This window comes from Actinoplanes sp. CA-252034, from assembly GCF_050956125.1.
Lineage (GTDB): Bacteria > Actinomycetota > Actinomycetes > Mycobacteriales > Micromonosporaceae > Actinoplanes.
Genome location: NZ_CP191846.1, coordinates 10,407,476 through 10,425,861 on the forward strand (window position 1 = coordinate 10,407,476; position 18,386 = coordinate 10,425,861).

Sequence of the window (18,386 nt, forward strand, 5' to 3'; positions counted from 1 at the left end):
GCATACTTTCAGCGGTTGGCGCCCCACGGGCCGTCGTCCCATCGGTCGCTGCGCGGCGCCGGAGTGGCCGGGGTGCTCCAGGTCTCGGGCAGGGTCGGCGACCAGTTCGTGCCGTTGGACGGGGCCGCGTTCCAGTCCTCGGCGACGCGGCCGTTGTAGGCGCTCCCGTACGACTCGACGAAGCGGCTCACCACCAGACCGGCGACGAAGACGCTCCCGGCGATCGCGAACAGTGCGATGTCCAGATCGCGGAGGTCCTCGTAGCGCAGGAACAGGGTGAGCGCGGTGACCGCGAACAGGGTGCCGAAGATGCCGCCGCGACGGCCGTACACGCTGGTGCCGGCGAGCAGGGCCAGGCCCATCGCGATGCCGGTCCACTCGAACCCGGTGTCCGGGACGATCGGGCCGTCGGCCGTCGCCGCGATCAGCACCCCGGCGACGGTCGCGAACAGCGACGACACCACCAGCGTGAGCAGGGCCGGAACCGCGGCGGCGGCGCCCCGGCGCTGGGCCGGGTCGCCGGACGGCCGCATGCGGCCGAGGAAGCGGCGCACCGGGCCGACCGCGCCGAGCGCCGCGCCCAGCACGGCGAGGGCCGCGAACGCCCCGAACAGCACGAACGCCTGGCCCGTCGGGTCCCAGTCGCCCTGCACGTCGACCGGCTCGGGGCGCAGCTGGATGTAGACGATGACGGCGAAGGAGGCGGCCAGGGTCGCGGCCCAGGCGGGCACGTGCAGGACGGTGACGATCAGTCCGACCGCGAGACCACCGGCGGCGGCGATGATCAGCGCCGGGACCACGGCCTGGGCCAGGCCCTTGTCACTGTTCTCCGCATACTGCATGGCGGCGGCCAGGGCGATCGGACCGATCGCCACGTTGGGCACACCGGCTCGCAGGGTGAGGCCCGCGCCGAGGGTGAGCAGCCCGATCGCGGCGCCGGTGACGAGCAGCGCGTCCAGAGCCGGGCGCTGCAGGGCCGCCGAGTCCTCGCGCTGCAGAAGGAACCCGAGGACCGCCGCGACGACCAGGAGCATGACCTCCCAGCCGAGGTGGATGCCGAGCCGGTCGCGCCCGTCGTCGTCGGCCGTGGAGATCGCGCCGGTCGCGGTCGCCGGGTTGCGCTGGGAGTGGTCGAGGGTGGTGCCGGCGGTGTCGTCGTACTGCACCCGGCGCCGATAGGCGGCCGGATCGGTATCGGTCTTCTCGTCGCCGGCTCGGCGGAAGGTGGTGTCGTCGTACGCCATGGTCCGCGCCTCCTTACGCCTCCACGAGCGGTCCGAGGCGCACGCTACTCCAGGCTCACACCCGCCCGCCGCAAAGCATACGGAAACGAGACCGCCTCAGTTCAGCGCGGAAATTGTTCGACGATCGTCAACGGATGGTGAACGACGGGATCGTCCCGGACGTCACCGGCGCGGGCTCTTACGGCCCGAGTCGTCGTCCTCCCGATCGGGACGGTCCGGCACCCGGCAGGACCGCTCCAGCCAGAGCGCGGCCGCGATCAGGGCGACCGCGGTCACCAGTGTGGTGGCCGCGGTCGGCACGTTGGACCCGGCCTCCTTGGTCGGCTCCAACAGCAGCCAGACGAGCAGCCCGGCGGAGAACCCCGCGGAGAGGGCGCCGACCAGCGAGGACGCCTTGGCCAGGGCGGCGAAACGGGCGACGGCCAGTGGCTGGACCGGGAGCGCCCCGGGCTTGCGCTGGATCCGGGACGCGGTGTTCTGTGCCAGGTAGGCCTCGGCGATCGCCAGCACCGCGAGCACCCCGGCGCCGGTCCACGGCAGCGGCGAGATGCGGTAGAAGAAGTCGTTGACGGAGATCAGCAGCCAGGCCACCGCGGCGGCTGCGAGAGCGGCCACCACCAGCGTCGACATGCTCGTCGGCCGCAGCGAGGGATCGATGTCGCGGGGGGAGCCGTGGTCCGGGTTGACGCTCACTCCATCGACTCTAACGACAGCTCCGGCCGGGGCGTGACTCCGGCGATGTCGGCGGCCACCTCGGGAGTGTTCAGCAGCGCGGCGATCGGGCCGTGGCCGGGCAGTTCGGCGCCGGGACGCGCGGCATGCCACGGCACCAGCACGAAGGCCCGCAGGTGGGCGCGCGGATGCGGCAGGGTCAGCTCCGGGTCGCCGGCGACGACCGGTTCGCCGTCGTCGGTCCAGACGGCGATCACGTCCACGTCCAGGGTGCGCGGGCCGAAGCGGCGGTCCGGGTCACGGACGCGGCCTTCGGCCGTCTCGCACGCCTGGGCGCGGGTCAGCCAATCCCGGGCGGTCGCGGTCCGATCCTCGACGAAGACCACGGCATTGAGGTACGGCGGTTGCGCGCTGTCTCCCCAGGGAGGCGTCTGATAGACCCCGGAGACCTGTACGACGTACGCGCCCAGCCGTGTCACGGCGGCCCGCAGGTGGGAGTGGGAGTCACCCAGGTTGCTCCCGATCGAGAGCACCGCCCCGGTCATGACCGGCTCCGGCGCAGGGTGACCGCGACGTCGGCGAACTCGTGCGGGATCGGGGCCTGTGGCTTGTGCACGGTGACCTCGGCGGACCCGACCCGCTCGTCGGCGAGGCAGACGTCCAGGAGCCGGTCGGCGAGGCGCTCCAGCAGGTTGACCGGCTCTCCGGTGAGCACGCCGACTAGGGCCGTGGCCAGTTCGCCGTAGTGGACGGTGTCGGCGACGTCGTCGCTGCGGGCCGCCGGACCCAGATCGAGGTCGAGGGTCACGTCGACGACGAAGTCCTGGCCCTGCTCCCGCTCGAAGTCGTAGACGCCGTGATTGCCCCGTGCCCGCAGGCCGGTCAGCGTGATCCGTCCGGTCATCTCTTCTCCCCGTGCGCGCGCGTTGTCCCGCCGAGGGTCGCGGGCGCGCGTGGCGGGCCCGGCCGGGCGGGAGTGGTGGGTTGCGGTCGTGGGCGGCTCACGGCGTACCGCTGAATCGTGGTGAGCCTGTCGCCCGCCAGACCGCGAGGGCGTCGGCGGTCGCACCCACCTCATGGACGCGGACGCCCCAGGCGCCGGAGGCGACCGCCAGTAGTGAGGTGGCGAGGGTGGCCGCCTCGCGGCCGTCCACCGGCCGCGGCGTCCCGTCCGGACCGGCCAGCAGGCGTCCCAGATAGGTCTTGCGGCTCGCCGCGAAGAGGACCGGGAAGCCGAGGCCGACGAGCACGTCGAGGTGGGCGCTGAGCGCCCAGTTGTGCTCGGCCTGCTTGGCGAAGCCGAGGCCCGGGTCCAGGACGATCCGGCCGGGGTCGACGCCGGCCGCGATCGCCGCGTCGGCACGGGCACGCAACTCGTCGCGGACCTCGGCGACCACGTCGTCGTAGACGGCGAGTCGCTGCATGTCGCGGGAGTGGCCGCGCCAGTGCATCAGGATCCACGGGCAGCCGGCCGCGGCGACGACGGCGGCCATGCCGGGGTCGGCGAGGCCACCGGAGACGTCGTTGACGATCGCGGCGCCGGCGGTGAGCGCGGCCTCGGCGACCGCCGCGCGAGTGGTGTCGATGCTGACCGGTACGCCCTGGGCGAACAAGCGCTCGACCACCGGGACCACGCGGGCGATCTCGGTTTCCGCGTCGACCCGATCGGCGCCCGGCCGCGTCGACTCGCCACCCACGTCGATGACGTGCGCGCCCTCGTGAAAAAGACCGACGCCATGCTGAACCGCGGCGTCGACGTCGGTGTATCTACCACCGTCAGAGAAGGAGTCCGGAGTCACGTTGAGGACACCCATCACGACCGGGTGATCCACACGTAGCAGTTCAGCCCCCGTGAGCTGCGCGTCTGTCGGCCAATTGGACACAGGTGAAGGGTACGGGGCAGCGGTGATTAGTACAGGCGTACGATGCCATGTGACTGTGATTCACGCACTCCTTCACCTTGGGTAACGAAACGGGCGCTTGTTGCTCGCAACCACGAGCCGTACTCTTCGGATCTGGGCATCATGAAGTGACCGAAGAGAGCAGAGACGAGCATGGCAGTGCCCGAACGACTCACTCGACGCGGTGAGTCAGAGGTAGCACCATATGGGCGTTGCCGTACGGCTTCACAACTGCAGCGTGTCCGTACCCCCCATAACGGACACGGGGAGGTTTACCGATGATCGCCACTGATCTCATCATCCTGGCGGCCGAGCCGACCGGGAAAATCAACACCTCAGGGATCGTCGAGTTCTTCGCGACCAACATCGCGCCGATCCTGCTCGCCGTGCTCGGCGTGATCTTCATCGGCCGAGCCAGCAAGGGCGAGGTCTCGAAGGTCCTCACCAGTTCGGCGATCGCGATCGTCGGGTTGGCGTTCATTGCCGGCGCCACCGCGTTGTTCGTCTTCGGCGAGTCGATCATCGATTTGATCTTCAACTGAGATGCGGCTCCGGACCGACGACGACATCTACCGGGCGCGCCTGGTCTACCTCGGCCCGCCCGGCTACACACTGCCCGTCCATCTGCCCTATGCGCAGTACGGGATGTTCGTGGTCCTGGTGCCCATCTTCATGGCCATCCACTATGCGCTCACGCTCGAGTTCGACCCGTTCCCGGCCTGGGAGATCGCCCTGGCCATGGTCACGACGTCGTACGTGTTCCGGCATGTCGACCCGGACCGTCCGGCCCGCGTCGTCATCCGTACCGCGCTCACCGACTGGCGCCGCACCCGCGAGCCGGCCGTGGAGCAGCGCGATCCGAGGCTTGTCGCCACTCGCATCCGGGTTCGGGAGGAGTTGGTATGACCAGTTGCCAGGTCGTCCGCGCAGGTGAGGTCCACGCATGACCGAAACGTATCCGCACGGGCATCCCCGGGCGGACGCCTCGTCCCCGGGCAGGCAGAGTAACGGTGTGCGTTCAGACAACTACTCCTCGCCTCGATCACTCGATGACGGGGAAGAGCTCGTCGCCACACCGGGCCACGGTGGAGTAGGCGTCTTCCAGGCCCCGCAACCGGTGCGCCCGCGCGCCACCGCCGTCGACTCCAGTATGGACATCGACTCGCCGTTCCTGGACCTGTTCGGTGGAGCGGCGGTTCCCCGTACGAGTGATCCGCACGCACCGGCGGCCCCTCCGGCCGTCGCCGCACCCCCACGTCCCGCCGTGGCGCCACCGCCCTCTCCCGCCCCCGCGCCGGACTTCTTCCGCGAGAACGGGCGAGCCGTCGCCCCGGCCCCTGTCGCCCCGATCCCCGTCGCGCCGGCCGCCGTCATCCCGGCTCCCGTCGTCGCCGACCCGGTCGTCACGGACGACGATGACTGGACCGAGTTGGAGGAGTGGCCACCGCCCTCCGCGCAGCCGCCAGCGCTCTGGGAGCAGCCCGCGCCGATCCAGTCGCCGGTGCCACTCCCGGTGCCCGCGGCCGCTCCGCCGCTCCCCGTCGCGCCGCCGGAGAAGGCACCGGCCCGGCGCCGCGAGAAGGCGCCGGCCAAACGCAAGGAGAAGGAGCCGAAAGCGGCGGCACTACGGCCGCAGAAGCTCAAGTTCAGCGACCGCGACCCGTCCGTCGAGCTGGCGATCAGCGAGATCGCCGGGCACCTGACGTTCACCCAGAGCACCGTCACGGCCTGGTATTACCTGCCCGAGGTGCGCTGGGCCTTCCGGCCCGACGCGGAGCGGGAGGCGCTGCTCAGCGCCATCTCCGAGCAGTATGCGGGCCTCGCCGGCTTCCGGCTGCACCTGCGGCGGACCACCCGTCCCTTCCCGGCCGACGAGTGGGCCCGCACGGTCGACTCGTTCACCGCCAAGCCCCTGCCCGACGTGCACGGCGGCACCTCCTGGTCCGACCACCTGGTCGCGGCCCAGCGGCACCTGCTCTCGGTCAACCACGCGGAGGGCCAGACGTTCCTCGGCGTGACGTTCGCACGCCGCTCGCTCGGCGACACGTTCACCGAGCGGATCCTGCGCACGTTCGGCAAGGGCACCTCCGACGGCGAGCGGCGCAAACTCGGCCGGACCGTCGAGCAGTTCGACGAGGTGCTCAACGCGTTCGGCATGCGCGGGCGGCGGGTCACCCCGCAGGAGCTGGAGTGGCTGCTCTACCGGTCGGTGGCGCTCGGCATGGCGCCGCCCGGACTGCTCTCCCCGGTCACCAACGGGCACTGGGAGACCGGCGACCTGCTCGCGCTCACCGAGGCGGTGGAGCGCTACCGGACGCCGTACGGGTCGACGGTGAAGCTGGTCAACCGGATGTCCGGCGAGGAGCGGCACGTCGCCGTCCTCTCCGTGGGCCGGATGGAGCCGCTGGAGATCCCGGAGAAACACGAGCCGTGGATGCACTTCCACGAGCGGCTCCCGTGGCCGATGGAGCTCTCCTCCCGCATCGACATCCTCGGCGCCACCGGCTCCTTCAAGAACCTCGAGCACCGGCTCCGGATGATCCGGTCCCAGCAGCTCGACTACGCCGAGCACGGCATCGACGCTCCACCCGAGCTGGAGCGGCTCGCCAAACGGGCGCTCGTGATCGGCGACGAGATGACCACCGGCCTGCCGACCGACTCGGCCCGCGCGCACGGCTGGCACCGGCTCGCGGTCAGCGGCGCCACCCGCGAGGAGTGTCTGGAGCGGGCCCGGCGGCTCATCCAGCTGTATTCGCGAGAGCTGCGGATCTCCCTGCAGCACCCGAAGAACCAGGATCAGCTGGCCCGCGAGTTCATCCCGGGCGAGCCGATCGCCAACACCGGCTACGTCCGCCGGATGCCCGTCAAACTGCTCGCCGCGGCCCTGCCCCAGGCGGCGTCCACGGTCGGTGACCGGCGTGGTGACCTGATCGGGCGCACCGCGGGCACCTGCCGCCGGCCGGTCTTCCTCGACCTGCACTTCCCGATGGAGGTCCGGGAGCGCTCCGGTCTCGGCGTGCTCGTGGCCGAGCCGGGTGGTGGCAAATCGACCCTGATGGGCGCCCTCGGCTACCTCAACGCCCGCCGCGGCGTCCAGGTGACCCTGCTCGACCCGTCCGGGCCGCTCGCTCGGCTCTGCCAGATGCCCGAGCTGCGGCCGTACAGCCGGGTGCTCAACCTGACCGGCTCCGAGCAGGGGACGCTCGCGCCGTACTCGCTCATCCCGACGCCGGTGCGGTCCGAGTTCCCGACCGGTCCGGCGGGCGACCGGGAGTACGAGATCGCGGTCTCCAACGCCCGCGCCGAACGCCGGATGCTCGTGCAGGACATCTGCTCGATGCTGGTGCCGCCGCAGGTCGCCAAGGAGGCGTCCACCGCCACCCTGCTGCGCCACGCGGTGCGGCAGGTGCCGGCCGAGGAGACGTCGACGCTCGACGACGTGGTGCGTACCCTGCAGGCCCTCGACAACGACGAGGGCCGGGAACTGGCCAACCTGCTCCTCGACACCGCCGAGATGCCCCTGGCGCTCCTCTTCTTCGGCCACCCGCCCCAGCATCTGCTCGGCGCCGACGCGGCCCTCACCGTGATCACCATGGCCGGTCTGCGGCTGCCCGACCTCAAGATCGAGCGGGAGTACTGGTCGGCCGAGGAGTCCCTGGCCCTGCCGATGCTGCACACCGCGCACCGGCTCGCGGTCCGGCGCTGCTACGGCGGCTCGATGTCGTCCCGCAAGATGGTCGGCCTCGACGAGGCGCACTTCATGGAGGGCTGGCGCTCCGGCCGGTCGTTCCTGGTCCGTCTCGCCCGTGACTCCCGTAAATGGAACCTGGCCGCCTTCGTGGCGTCCCAGAACCCTCGCGACATCCTCGGCCTCGACGTGCAGAACCTGGTCTCCACCGTCTTCGTCGGCCGGATCGCCGAGGACCAGGAGATCGCCTCCGAGGCCCTGCGACTGCTGCGGGTGCCCGTCCACGACGGGTACGAGGCGACGCTCGCGTCCCTCTCCCAGGTCGACTCCGCCTCCCAGCACCGGCTCGGCTTCCGGGAGTTCGTGATGCGGGACGTGGACGGCCGGGTTCAGAAGGTGCGCGTCGACGTCTCGTACGTCGACGGACTGCTCGAACACCTGGACACGACACCGGGCGTGGCGCCACCGACGACGGCTGTGCCACTCCCGTCCGACCTGGAGGTTTGAGATGGTGCGGCGGGGGCTGGCGTTTCTCACGGCGTTGCTCGTGCTGGTGGTCGCGTCGATAGCGTGGGCGGTCGCGACCCCCGGGGCGGCGTCGGCCCGCCCGCCGGCCCAGGCCCCCGGTGGCGCGTGCAGTGTCGAGGAGTGGCAGGCCGACTTCAAGGCCTGCGTCGACCGGCTCGCCGAGGTCGTCGACACCCGTGCCAGCTGCCTCAACCCGCCGACGCCGAGCACCCCCGACTCGGGGCTCGCCGGCTGGTTCGCCGAGCGGCCCGCCTCGTCCACGAAGGACAGCTTCCCCGGCCTGTACAGCGACTACGGGTATGCCGGCTACACCTTCGTCACCTATGACCTGGAGGGCGGCTGCGCCTCCACGATCGTCGACGCGGACCAGAAGTTCGAGACCACCATCGCCAACGGCGAGTTCATGATCGCCACGGCGGTGATCGGCGCCTCGAACGCCCTCCGCGAGCGCGCCTGGAACCCGGAAACGCTGTGGGGCTGGGCGGATCCCCTGGTCGACCAGGCCACCAAGGCCGTCTACCAGAAGGTGTTCACCGTCTTCGGTGTGGTCACGCTCGCGGTGGTCGGGCTCTACCTGCTCTGGCGGTCGCGGCAGGCTGAGATGGGCGCGGCGACGACCACGGCCGGGTGGGCGATCTTCATCATGGTCGTCGTGACGGCCATCGCGGCTTGGCCGGTGCAGTCCGCCAAGATCGCGGACGAGACGCTGATCACCTCGCTCGGGGTGGTGCACGACGCCGTTGGACCGCAGCCCAAGGAGCCGGCCGGCGAGTGTGCTCTCGGCCCCGAGGCCTGTAAGGACAACCGTCTGCCCGCGGTGCGTGCCAGCGACACCGCAACCGAGACCATGCTCTACCGGAACTGGCTGCGCGGAGTCCTCGGATCCGCCGACAGCGAGACCGCTAAGAAGTACGGTCCCGCGCTGTACGACGCCCGCTCACTCCGCTGGGACGAGATCGAGAAGATCCGTTCCAACCCCGCGACGCGCGACGCCACCCTGGATCGGAAGAAGACCCAGTGGATGAAGGTCTCTGAGCAGATCAGGACCGAGAACCCGGAGGCATACGAATACCTGCAGGGCGCCAAGGGAATGGAGCGGGTGGGCGCCGGCTTCATCGCGATGCTGGCGGCGTTCATGTACGCGATGTTCGACATCACCGCGTCGCTGCTCGTCCTTCTCGGCTTCCTGATCTTCCGGTGGGCTGTCATCGCGGCGCCGATCCTGGGCACGATCGGCCTGCTACGGCCGGCGAGCGGCGGAGTGCGACGGCTCGGCAACGCGGTGGTCGCCGCGGTCTTCAACATCGCCATCTTCGGCACCGGCGCGGCGATCTACCTGTTCGCCGTCGACCTGGTGATGAACACCGCGAGCCTGGCCGGCTGGCTCCAGGTGGTGCTGGTCTGGCTCTGCGGCGTGGTCGGGTGGCTGCTGCTCCGGCCGTACCGGCGGATCACCCAGCTCGGCGGCAAGGACAGCGCCGCGACCATCGCGTCCGGCGGATCCTGGCACCGGCGGTTCTTCCGCGACATGCGGGAGGCATCGAAGCTGGAGATCGCCGAGGGCGGCGGGACCCGTGAGCCGACCTTCGGAAAGGGACCCTTCGAGCAGCGCAGCCTCCGGCCGGAGGCCCGGCTCGAGGACTCCTCGACCACGCCTCGCCGCGAGGTCGAGGCCGCTCCCGCCCCGGCCCCGACCCGGACGGACGGCAACGAGACCGTGCCCGACAACACCCCGGTGCCCGTCGCGTCCGGAAAGGATCGTGCCGTTCCAGCCCGCGCCCGCGGTGCGTCCGACTGGACCGAACCGGACGTGTCCGAGCGACCGACCTCCTACGCCATCTACCGGCCCGAGACCGGGGCGACCAGTGAGGAGCCGGCCAGCCCGCGGGTGCGCTCCGAGGCACGGTGAGTGGGATGTCAGGGCTGATCACACGCATCCTCAACGGCATCTTCCGGTCCCGCTGGGGAATCGCCATCGTCCTCGGCGCCATCATCCTGGCCGTCGTCGGCATCGGACGGGTCTTCTCGGACGGTCAGGCCACCACGCCGATCGGGAAGAGCAGCCCGGCACCGGCCATCAGCATCGACCCGTCGGACGACGACAGCGTCGCGACGTCCGATCCGCCGCCCACCCCGAAGACCGCACCGGGGCGGGCCCAGCCCGAGGCGGTGGCGTACGCGTTCGCCTCCGCCTGGGTCGACCACAGTGACGTCACCGCGAAGAAGTGGCTGAGCCGCCTCCAGCCGAACGCCACGCAGCGCCTCACCGAGCAACTGCGTGGGGTGGACCCGGCCGCGGTACCGGCCGACCGGGTGGTCGGTAAGCCGAGTCTGGTCGCGGTCAGCGACACTCTGGTCAACGCGACGGTGACCATGGACAACGGCAAGCTGGGCCTGCGGATGGTGGCGCCGGAGGGCACCTGGCTGGTCGACGGCATCGACTGGGCGCCGGCATGAGCCTCCGGCGATCGCGCAAGGTCGTCTTCACCGTCGCCCTCGTCGTCACGCTCGCACTGCTGTGCTGCGGCGGGAGCGTCACCCTCCTGGTGTGGGGCGGGCTGCGCAACGACAGCGGCAACCGCCTCATCAACGCCTCCCTGGCGTGCGGGAAGGGCGGCGCCCTGGATCCGGACTCGACACTGCCGGGGATCAGCCCCTACGACGGTAGTCAGATCCGCAACGCGGCGATCATCATCAACGTCGGGGCGGACATGGGCCTGCCCCCGCGGGCGTGGGTGATCGCGGTGGCGACCGCGATGCAGGAGTCCGGGCTGAACAACCTCGGAAACCTCGGTGCCAAGAACGACCACGACTCACTCGGCCTCTTCCAGCAACGGCCGAGCTCCGGCTGGGGATCGCCGAAGCAGGTCCGGGATCCGGTCTACGCGAGCACCAAGTTCTACTCCAAGCTCAAGACGATCCGGGGCTGGGAGAAGATGGCCCTGACCAGCGCCGCGCAGGCGGTGCAGATCAGCGCCTACCCCGATGCGTACGCCAAGCACGAGCCGCTGGCGACACAGATCGTCAACCAGCTCGCCAACGGGGCCGCGAACGCCGTGGGCGACTCGGTGACCCTGCAGTGCTCGGTCTCCGGGGCGGTCGCCGCCTCGGGCTGGACCATCCCGCTGAAGGGTCCGGTCGGCTCCGGGTTCCGGAGCGCTTCGCGACCCAACCACCAGGGTGTCGACATCAGCGTCGACAAGTACCGGCCGATCTACGCGGTGGCCAGCGGCACGGTGTCGGTGGTGAAGTGCGACGAGGACTTCCGCGGCCGCAAGTCCTGCAATGTGGACGGCTATCCCGGCAAGGGTGGCTGCGGGTGGATGGTCGAGATCGTCCATGCGGGCAACGTGATGACACGCTACTGTCACATGGTGCAACAGCCCTTCGTGCGCAAGAACCAGCAGGTCGTGGCGGGTGAGCAGATCGGGCGGGTCGGCAGCAGCGGCAACTCGTCAGGCCCCCACCTGCACTTCGAGGTGCACCTGGGCAACGACCGGTCCAGCGCGGGCGCGGTCAACCCGGTCCAGTTCATGCAGGGGCAGGGCGCCCCGTTGGGGAACGAGGGATGAGCAGCGGTTCCCTGCCGGACCCCTTCAGCGGCCGGCGTGACGGCGCGCTGGACTCGCCACGTCCGATAGTGCCCACCCCGGCGACCATGGCCGGCGACCTGCGCGGCCGGCGTGTCCTGGTCGGGCTGCCCGGCCACGGCTGGCGGGGTGACCTCCGGGCCGACGCGAAGGTGGTGCAGGGCAGCCGCACCTACGTGCCGGTGATGCCCGAGTCGGAGTGGTACCGCGCGGAGGCCGAGCGCACCGAGGTCTTCGCCGCGCTGGTCCCGGTCGAGCGAGTCTGGGTGGAGGAGCTGGGCTTTTCCGGCACCACGACGCCCGGCGCGAAGGTGAATCAGCTGGTCTCGCTGGACGAGCCACCCCGCCGCCCGCCGGTGTCGGCCATCGATGCCGACACGCTCACCGGCCGCCGGGTGACACAGATCCTCGACGACGGCAACGAACGCCGCGACCTCCGGGCGGTCACCGAGTCACATGTGAGCGACGACGGCATCGTCAGCGTGCGCGTGGCGCAGGAGCTCGACTGGTACCGCTGGGGCTGGAGCGGCAAGCTACCCCGCACGCTCGAAGTGCCGGCCCACCTGGTCTGGGTCGAGTAACACTCACCCGGTCTTTGTTGCTCCGCAGACTCGCCATCCGTCCTCGTCGACCACCGCGAACTGCCAGGAACTGCTGTCACGGCCCGCCTGAGCGGAGATTGTCCGCTTCAGATCCGCACTCACGGTGCCGCTGGATCCGGCGACATTCACGTCAAGGCTCGACCAACTGACCGCGATTCCCACCGAGAAGTCTTTCTCACGCTTCACCGTGTCATCGCGGAACTGCATGAGCTGCTGAAAGTCACCGCCGGACTTGCACCGGTAAAGCGAGGCCTCCTGGTCGTCTCGATTGACCAGCGTGGCCGCCAGGAAGCTGTCGACCACGGCATCCGGCTCAGTTCTCTTGATCTCGGTCGCCTCGTCGTAGAGGACGAAGAAGGCGCCCACCCCGCCGACGCACAACAGCGCCAGAAGACCGCCGGTCAAGGCCAGCACCAACCGGGCCCGCCGACTCTGGAGACGGCCCCGCCGCGCACCCGGACGCTGCCCGGTCGGCGGCAGAGGAGGCGTGGTCACCGCCTCACCGTCGGCCCGGGGCGGCGGTGGTGTGAAGCCGGCGCCGGTCTCAGGCTCTCGCGGTCCCATGTGTACGACCTTAGTTCGTCCACACTCCTCACACCGACAGCGTGTAGAACTCGGTGGCGGACCCCCAGTACCGCAGGATCTCGACCACCCCGTCCTTGACGACGGCCAGGTCCGTCGCGGAGATCGCCTCGCCGTCCTCCCAGGCAGGTGTCCTGGGCAGGTAGACGACATCGGTTCCGACCCCGCGCTCCACCCCCAGCAGGATGCGGCGGCCCCGATACTCGGCACGCATGTTCTCTCTGTCCACGCTGCGCAGGATCACGCCGGTATCGGTACGCGCCGACTGGCTCTGGATCTCGTGAACGGCCATTTCCGAACTCCATCCGACGGTCACGCCCCGGGGTCGATGACACTTATCTTCGTCACTGCGGGATTGCGTTCCAAGGCCGGCTTCTCCACCGTGTTCCAGATCCCGTCGGCTCGCGGCTGGTGCGACCATGCCGTCACCTCGCCCTGAGCCCCTTCGGCGTACCGCTCGGAGAGCCTCTCCCAGACGCCACCCGCCTGCCCCTTGCGAATCGGCGAGTGCTCCTCGAAGAGAAGCATGTCGTCGAACCTCCGCCCGCCCGGCGTCTGTTCCAGCGTCACCCTGGTGATGCCGTCGGTGTGTTTCTCGGCGAAGCCCCGCATGCGGGTGCCGTCGTCGAGCGCCCCGGAGTAGAAGTTGGCGCCGTTGAACGGGCTGCTGACGTCGGCTCGCTCGACCTCGCGCATGAGCCGGTGGAATTCCGAGTTCTGCCCGAAGTGCTCGGCCAGCCGGCCGGCGTGCCGGGCGGCGGCCTTGGTGCCGGCGGTCCGCAGCAGCATGGCGGCCTGGGTGAACATGTCGGCGATCTCGCCTTCGACCACCTGCAGCGCCTCGTGGACGAGCTTGCGGCAGGCGACCCGGCTGGCCGCGACGAAGAGGGGGATCTCGGCGAGGGTGGCGCCGGCGGTCGCGACGGAGGTGGCGACGGCCTGGCCGACCTGGAAGGCGAGAAGGGTGAGCTGGGCGAGGTAGGCGGTCTTGAGGGCGACGGTGACGCCGGCCATGGCGATGAGGCCGGCACCGATGAGCTCGACTGCGGTGGCGGCGTCGTCGAGGTGCCGGCCGGGGCCGTCCTCGCCGTTCCACCACTGCTCGAAGGCGTCGACGGAGGCGCCCTCGTTCTCCAGCCAGACCCGGCGTGCGGCGGTGTCGGCTTCGGCGGCGTGCCGTCGCAGCCGGGTGGCGTGCTCGATCCAGGCGAGGCCGTCGGCGTGCAGCCGGTCCTCGTCGGCTTGCGGCCAGCTGAGCCCGAGCCAGGACAGCGGCTCGGTGAGCTCAGCGGGCAGCTCGATGGTCATGACGGCCTCCCGGGGCCGAAGACGGCCGGCTCGATCGTCATGACCGACCTCCCGGGACCGAAGACGGCCGGCTCGATCGTCATGACCGACCTCCCGGGACCGAAGACGGGCAGCTCGATGGTCATGACCGACCTCCGGCGAGCTCGGCCCCGGCTTCGGCGTCGGCGGCGGCGATGGCCCGGGCCTGGTGGTGCAGACCCACGGCGGCATCGCCGATCTGCTGGACGTGGCTCCCGAGGGCCTGCAGGGCGTGCCCGAGCACGGACTGGTAGGCGAGGGCGAACACGCCGCCGCTCTCGTCGTCACCCCACGGGGCGGCCGGCCCGGCGACGGTGTTCTCCAGGGCGGCGATGTCGTCGGCCATCCGCTGGGCGATCCCGGCGAGGGCGCTGCCGGCGGCGGCCACGGTCTGAGGGTCGACCTGCACGCGTACGTTCATCGCCGTGCCGCCCGCCGGGAGAGGTCGTGCAGGACCGCGGAGATCTCGGCGAAGCGCCGTTCGGCCGCGGTGTTGACGTCGGCTACGGAGGCCTCGAAGTCGGAGGCGGGCGGCCCGGCGGGTGCGGAGGGAGCCGGCATCCCGGCCTGCGCGGCGGTGATCGCGTCGAAGAGAGCGGTCCGGAGCTGGTCGACGGTGAGTTCGGTGACCTGTGGGTCGAGGACGACGTCCCAGAGCCGGCCGTCACCGTCGAGCTCGATCCGGACGATGCCGTCGGCGCCCTCCCCGATGGAGGCGATGTAGTCCGTCTCCCGGGTGGATCGGACGTGCTCGTCGTACTCCTGGGTGACGTTCACCTCAACCTCCCTCGCACGGTTCCTGTGCTTGCGAATACCTCTGTTGCACGCTCCGAGTTCAAACCGGCACGCAACGTTTCCCGGCAGGTCGAGATTGGACGGATGCGGCCGGGTCCGGCACGAAAGTCGCACCGGGTACGCAACGCGGTGACCGGACAGGTCTGGGATAGGTTTTATTCCGCGGACAGGAGGTGACGGCAGTGGCGGATTCGACTCTGCGGGTCCGGCAGGCCGCTGCTCTGCACCGGCAGGCGGTGGCGACGGCGGATGCTGCCGCGGTCGCGCTGGAGGCGTTCGCCCCGGCCGCTGCCGACCCGCGTGAGCAGCATCGTCTCGCCGACAGGTTGCGGGCGGCCGCGGCGCGGTTGACGCCGGGCTGGCTGGGCGCGACGCTCGACGCGTTGTCGTCGGTGGCGCCGCTCGGTGGTGAGGCGATTCCGCAGTTCGTGCGGGTGGGCCTGGCGCAGCCGCTGGACGATGTGCGGTTCCCGGCGGTGGTGCCGTTGCTGGGCACGGGCCATCTGACGGTCGACGCGACGGCCACCGACCCGCGGGTGTTCGGTCTGCTGCGTTCGCTGCTGCTGCGCCTGCTGGCGGCCGCTCCGGCGGGTTCGCTGCTGGTGCGCGCGGTGGACGGGGTCGGCGGTGGGGCGGTGTTCGCGCCGTTCGAGGAGCTGGCCGATGCCGGTCTGATGTCGCCGCCGGCCACCGATCGCCAGGGCCTGCGGGACGTGTTGGCCGAGGCGGAGAAATGGTTGCGCCCTGTGCGGGCCGGTGCGGGCCGACGTGCGCGGCGTGACCGGGTGCTGCTCGTGGTGATCGCGAGCCTGCCGGAGATGACCGAGGGCGAGGAGCTGCGACGGATCGCGGCGCTGGCCCAGCAGGGCCCGGATTCGGGGCTGCATCTGATCGTGGCGGGCTGGCCGCCGCCTCCGCTGACGGCCGAGACGACGCAGGCTCCGCTGCCGCGGACGACGGCGATCTCGGTGCGTAATCCTTATGCGATCGTCGGCGACCCGCCCGGTGGCCGGTTCGGATCAGCGCCGGAGACCGCGTGGCTGAATGCTCCGGTCTTCCTCGACGAGGATCCTCCGCCGCATCTGATCGACGCGGTCTGTCAGGCGCTGGCGGCCGATTCGGTGGAGGCGTCCCGGGTGACGCTGGCCGATCTGCTGCCGGAGCCGGCGGAGGAGCTGTGGTCGCAGGACGCGGCGGCCGGGGTGGAGACCGTGGTGGGCCACCACGGTGACGTGCCGTTGGTGCTGCGCTTCAACGACCTGACCCCGCACTGGATGCTGGGCGGCCGCTCGGGCGCCGGCAAGACCGCCTTCCTGATCAACGTGCTGTATGGGCTCGGCGCCCGGTACAGCCCGGATGAGCTCGCGTTCTACCTGCTGGACTTCAAGGAGGGCGTGTCGTTCTCCGAGTTCGTGCCGACCCAGCGGGACCGGACGTGGCTGCCGCACGCGCGGGCCGTCGGGGTGGAGTCCGATCGGGAGTACGGTCTGGCCGTGCTGCGCGAGCTTGACGCCGAGATGGGCCGCCGGTCGCTGGCGTACAAGCGGGCCGGAGTGTCACGTTTCGCGGATCTGCGGGCGGTCGCCGCTGAGGAGGGCCGTGGCCGGCCGCTGCCCCGGGTGCTGTGCGTGATCGACGAGTTCCAGGTGCTGCTGTCCGGTAATGATCCGATGGCGTCGGAGGCGGTGGCGCTGCTGGAGTCGCTGGCGCGCAAGGGCCGGTCGTATGGGATCCATCTGGTCCTGGCGAGTCAGACGGTGCTGGGTGTCGAGGCGCTGTATGCGAAGCGCGACTCGATCTTCGGCCAGTTCCCGGTGCGGATCGCGTTGCCGGGCGGCGGTGACGTGCTGGAGCCGACGAACGACTCGGCGGCGGGCCTGCCGATGGGCAGCGCGGTGGTGAACACGGCGGGCGGCCTGGGTGGCCCCCGTGGCGCGACCCGCGGCCACGAGCGGGTGGTCCGTTTCCCCGACCCGCACGCCGACCAGTCCCTGCTGGGTGATCTGCGGCATCGGCTCTGGGGCGGCCGTGACCCGGAGTCGCAGCCGCCGCGGATCTTCGCGGGCTATGCGCAGCAGCATCTGGCCGACGATCCGACGTACCGGTCGGCGCTGGCGGGCCGGGTGGCCCGGCCGGCCGCGATGGTGGGCCGGGTGATCGACGTGGCACTGTCCACGGCGGCGTTCCCACTGGACTCGTCGCCGGGCCGGCACCTGGCGATCCTGGGCTCCCAGACGGCCGGGGCGGAGGCGCTGGAGGCGGCGGCCCGCAGCGTGGCCGCGTGTCACCCGCCGCGGACGGCACGGTTCGTGATCGCGTCGCTGGTGGCCGAGGGTGATGCGCGGGCGGCGGCTCTGGCCGCCGAGGTCGCGCAACGGCAGGACGTCGAGGTCGTCGACGCCGCTGGGCTGGCCGCCGAGCTCGCGGCGGACCGCCCCGGCTACCGAGTGGTGTTCGGGATGGACGCGGCGCCTCCGGGCACGCTGGGCGGTCTGCGGCAGCTGTTGCGGGAGGGCCCGAGCAACGGGGCGCACCTGCTGTCGTGGTGGCGTGGGGTGCGCCGGTTCAGTGAGGAGACCGGCGGCAGCATGGGCCGGGAGGACATGGCCGGGTTGATGTTCCTGAACGTGCCGCAGGCCGACGTGTCGCTGCTGCTGGGCCGCCCGGTGGACTGGTACCCGCGTGCGAACCGGGCGTTGCTGCACGACCGGCATGCCGACCGCACGGTGACCGTGGTCCCGTTCGTAGACCCGGAGAGTGACGAGCCGTGACCGAGCAGGCCGAGCAGTACGGAGTGATCCCGGTGCAGACGGGACCACCCGTGCCGGGCCCCTGGGAGGAGTATCTGGCGGCCGCGCAGGAGCTGGACACGGTGCGCCGCGCGGCGAGCTCGGTGGCCGGCGAGCATGCCGCGACGGTGGCGGCCGCGAGGCAGGAGCTGACGTCGGTTCGCGCGCGGCTGGCCCCGCAACGAGCGAGGCTGGCACGCGACTTCCGCGTACCGGAGAATGATCTGACGCCGCACCCGGCGGACCAGGTGACGGCGATGGAGCGGGCGGCCGGTGGCCCGCCGGCCGTGCTGTCGGCGCTGCGTGAGGCCCGGGCCACCGCGGATGCCGCGGACAACGCCTTCGTCGGGCCCGGCCCGGTCGGTCCGCAGCGGCCGTGGGCGCGCAATCTGGTGGTGTATGGGCCGTTCGCCGCCGCGGTGCTGCTGGTGCAGGTGCTGTTGTTCGTGGTGGCCCCGTCGGGGTCGCCGTCGACCCCCGCGCTGTTGTGCGGGCTGAGCATGCCGTTGCTGGCGTTCGGGCTGGGGTGGGCGACGATCGGGTTCGTCTACGGCGGTGACGGTGTGACCGTCGACCGGACGCCGGTGCTGGGCCTGATCACGTGCTTGACGCCGGTGCTGCTGACCTGTGCCGGCACCGGTCTCGAAGCGCTGTTCTGAGGGGGACGCG

General features: G+C 71.1%; 19 protein-coding genes. 9 read left to right on the top strand and 10 right to left on the bottom strand.

Annotated elements, in window-relative coordinates; translation table 11 throughout:
* Positions 1 to 8 precede the first annotated feature (8 nt).
* The 5 genes from ACQPZW_RS47175 to folP form a co-directional block, all read right to left on the bottom strand.
* Positions 9 to 1,244: an ABC transporter permease gene (locus ACQPZW_RS47175; RefSeq protein ID WP_433792483.1), complete on the bottom strand. Its 1,236-nt coding sequence runs from the start codon at positions 1,242 to 1,244 to the stop codon at positions 9 to 11.
* 162 nt (positions 1,245 to 1,406) lie between these two features.
* On the bottom strand, positions 1,407 to 1,937 hold the full coding sequence (locus ACQPZW_RS47180) for a DUF3180 domain-containing protein (protein ID WP_433792484.1): 531 nt from the start codon (positions 1,935 to 1,937) through the stop codon (positions 1,407 to 1,409).
* A complete protein-coding gene (gene folK / locus ACQPZW_RS47185) occupies positions 1,934 to 2,461 on the bottom strand; it encodes a 2-amino-4-hydroxy-6-hydroxymethyldihydropteridine diphosphokinase (RefSeq protein WP_433792485.1) in 528 nt (175 codons plus the stop codon). The genes ACQPZW_RS47180 and folK overlap by 4 nt, the downstream gene beginning before the upstream one ends.
* Entirely contained in the window at positions 2,458 to 2,820 is a 363-nt protein-coding gene (gene folB / locus ACQPZW_RS47190; protein WP_433792486.1) for a dihydroneopterin aldolase, read from the bottom strand. Before folB ends, folK begins: the two co-directional genes overlap by 4 nt.
* A 97-nt stretch (positions 2,821 to 2,917) precedes the next feature.
* On the bottom strand, positions 2,918 to 3,730 hold the full coding sequence (folP, locus tag ACQPZW_RS47195; protein WP_433797860.1) for a dihydropteroate synthase: 813 nt from the start codon (positions 3,728 to 3,730) through the stop codon (positions 2,918 to 2,920).
* Between the two features lie 365 nt (positions 3,731 to 4,095).
* Here folP and ACQPZW_RS47200 point away from each other — a divergent pair, with 365 nt between their 5' ends.
* Genes ACQPZW_RS47200 through ACQPZW_RS47230 form a run of 7 tightly spaced genes read left to right on the top strand, consistent with a single transcriptional unit; the run spans position 4,096 to position 12,204 of the window.
* Positions 4,096 to 4,359: a hypothetical protein gene (locus ACQPZW_RS47200; RefSeq protein WP_433792487.1), complete on the top strand. Its 264-nt coding sequence runs from the start codon at positions 4,096 to 4,098 to the stop codon at positions 4,357 to 4,359.
* Between the two features lies 1 nt (position 4,360).
* Positions 4,361 to 4,723 carry a hypothetical protein gene (locus tag ACQPZW_RS47205; protein WP_433792488.1) on the top strand — a complete coding sequence of 121 codons (363 nt, stop codon included), beginning with the start codon at positions 4,361 to 4,363 and terminating at the stop codon, positions 4,721 to 4,723.
* 37 nt (positions 4,724 to 4,760) lie between these two features.
* Positions 4,761 to 8,012 (top strand): ATP-binding protein, encoded by a 3,252-nt coding sequence (locus ACQPZW_RS47210; RefSeq protein ID WP_433792489.1) that lies wholly within the window; start codon positions 4,761 to 4,763, stop codon positions 8,010 to 8,012.
* A 1-nt stretch (position 8,013) separates the two neighbouring features.
* The gene (locus tag ACQPZW_RS47215) at positions 8,014 to 9,942 is read left to right on the top strand and encodes an MFS transporter (protein WP_433792490.1); all 1,929 of its coding nucleotides are present in this window, start codon (positions 8,014 to 8,016) and stop codon (positions 9,940 to 9,942) included.
* Between the two features lie 5 nt (positions 9,943 to 9,947).
* Positions 9,948 to 10,490 carry a hypothetical protein gene (locus ACQPZW_RS47220; protein ID WP_433792491.1) on the top strand — a complete coding sequence of 181 codons (543 nt, stop codon included), beginning with the start codon at positions 9,948 to 9,950 and terminating at the stop codon, positions 10,488 to 10,490.
* A complete protein-coding gene (locus ACQPZW_RS47225; RefSeq protein ID WP_433792492.1) occupies positions 10,487 to 11,605 on the top strand; it encodes a M23 family metallopeptidase in 1,119 nt (372 codons plus the stop codon). The genes ACQPZW_RS47220 and ACQPZW_RS47225 overlap by 4 nt, the downstream gene beginning before the upstream one ends.
* A complete protein-coding gene (locus tag ACQPZW_RS47230; RefSeq protein WP_433792493.1) occupies positions 11,602 to 12,204 on the top strand; it encodes a hypothetical protein in 603 nt (200 codons plus the stop codon). Before ACQPZW_RS47225 ends, ACQPZW_RS47230 begins: the two co-directional genes overlap by 4 nt.
* A gap of 3 nt (positions 12,205 to 12,207) precedes the next feature.
* Here the strand turns inward: ACQPZW_RS47230 and ACQPZW_RS47235 are convergent, their stop codons facing one another.
* The 5 genes from ACQPZW_RS47235 to ACQPZW_RS47255 form a co-directional block, all read right to left on the bottom strand.
* Positions 12,208 to 12,720, bottom strand: a complete 513-nt coding sequence (locus ACQPZW_RS47235; RefSeq protein WP_433792494.1) for a hypothetical protein — start codon at positions 12,718 to 12,720, stop codon at positions 12,208 to 12,210.
* 97 nt (positions 12,721 to 12,817) lie between these two features.
* Positions 12,818 to 13,099, bottom strand: coding sequence for a hypothetical protein (locus ACQPZW_RS47240; protein WP_433792495.1), 282 nt, complete (start codon positions 13,097 to 13,099; stop codon positions 12,818 to 12,820).
* 20 nt (positions 13,100 to 13,119) lie between these two features.
* On the bottom strand, positions 13,120 to 14,115 hold the full coding sequence (locus ACQPZW_RS47245; protein ID WP_433792496.1) for a hypothetical protein: 996 nt from the start codon (positions 14,113 to 14,115) through the stop codon (positions 13,120 to 13,122).
* A gap of 121 nt (positions 14,116 to 14,236) precedes the next feature.
* A complete protein-coding gene (locus tag ACQPZW_RS47250; protein WP_433792497.1) occupies positions 14,237 to 14,542 on the bottom strand; it encodes a hypothetical protein in 306 nt (101 codons plus the stop codon).
* A gap of 8 nt (positions 14,543 to 14,550) precedes the next feature.
* On the bottom strand, positions 14,551 to 14,910 hold the full coding sequence (locus ACQPZW_RS47255) for a hypothetical protein (protein WP_433792498.1): 360 nt from the start codon (positions 14,908 to 14,910) through the stop codon (positions 14,551 to 14,553).
* A 191-nt stretch (positions 14,911 to 15,101) separates the two neighbouring features.
* On the opposite strand from ACQPZW_RS47255, the gene ACQPZW_RS47260 reads away from it, so the two are divergent.
* Complete coding sequence (locus ACQPZW_RS47260) at positions 15,102 to 17,699, top strand: FtsK/SpoIIIE domain-containing protein (protein WP_433792499.1); 2,598 nt, start codon at positions 15,102 to 15,104, stop codon at positions 17,697 to 17,699.
* Positions 17,696 to 18,376, top strand: coding sequence for a hypothetical protein (locus tag ACQPZW_RS47265; RefSeq protein WP_433792500.1), 681 nt, complete (start codon positions 17,696 to 17,698; stop codon positions 18,374 to 18,376). The genes ACQPZW_RS47260 and ACQPZW_RS47265 overlap by 4 nt, the downstream gene beginning before the upstream one ends.
* Positions 18,377 to 18,386: the final 10 nt, after the last annotated feature.